Source organism: Hansschlegelia beijingensis, from assembly GCF_045505405.1.
In the GTDB taxonomy this organism is placed as follows: Bacteria; Pseudomonadota; Alphaproteobacteria; order Rhizobiales; family Methylopilaceae; genus Methylopila; species Methylopila beijingensis_A.
In genome coordinates this window covers 1-957 of record NZ_JBJKEX010000612.1, presented here as the reverse complement: position 1 = coordinate 957, position 957 = coordinate 1, and the positions used below count along the sequence as shown (strand labels likewise).

The window sequence follows — 957 nt, the reverse complement described above, 5'->3', positions numbered from 1 at the left end:
GGTCATGTCCTGCGGGACCGCCGCGACCGCCGCGACCGGCTTCGCCTGCTCGGCCTCGTCCGGCACGTGGCGCGGCAGCAGGATCCGGAAGGTGGCTCCGCGGCCGGGCTCCGACAGCGCGAACACGAAGCCGTCCGTCTGCTTGACGATGCCGTAGACGGTCGAGAGGCCGAGACCTGTGCCCTTGCCGACCTCCTTGGTCGAGAAGAACGGCTCGAAGATCTTGTCGATGATCTCCGACGGGATGCCGGGCCCGGTGTCCTCGACGTCGATCATCACGTAGTCGGCCGCCGGAAGCTCGAAATGCCCGAGCCCGGGCGCCTCGGCCGCAGCCACGTTCCGGGTGCGGATCGTCACGGCGCCGCCGTCGACCATCGCGTCGCGGGCGTTGACCACGAGATTGATGATGACCTGCTCAAACTGGTTGAGGTCCGCCTTCACGAGCCACAGGTCGCGGCCGTGCACGAGCTCGAGCTTGACCTTCTCGCCGACGAGGCGGGAGAGCAGCATCCTGAGCTCCGCCAGCACGTCGCCGAGCGCGATCACCTGGGGCCGCAGGGTCTGGCGGCGGGAGAACGCCAGCAGCTGCCGCACCAGGCTCGCGGCCCGGTTGGCGTTCTGCTTGATCTGCATGATGTCCTGGAAGGACGGATCGGTCGGCCGGTGGTTCGCCAGCAGCAGGTCCGAGTAGCCGATGATGGCGGTCAGCACGTTGTTGAAGTCGTGCGCGACCCCGCCCGCGAGCTGGCCGACGGCCGTCATCTTCTGGCTCTGCGCGAACTTCGCCTCGAGCGCCCGCTGGTCGGTGGTGTCGAGCGCGTAGACCACGGCGGCCTCGTGGTCCTCGTCCTCGCCGTCGTCGGCGCGCGTCACGAACATGGATAGGACCGGTGGATCACCCCCGGCCGGTCGAGGAAGGCCGTGACAGCCGCGAGGTCCTGCTCGCGTTGCGCCGCG

The 957-nt window shown here is 69.2% G+C and carries 1 protein-coding gene; it reads right to left on the bottom strand.

The annotated features are described in order from the left end of the window. Positions 1-957 (bottom strand): sensor histidine kinase (locus ACIKT0_RS19100; RefSeq protein WP_407106863.1); only part of this gene is annotated, 957 nt, incomplete at both ends.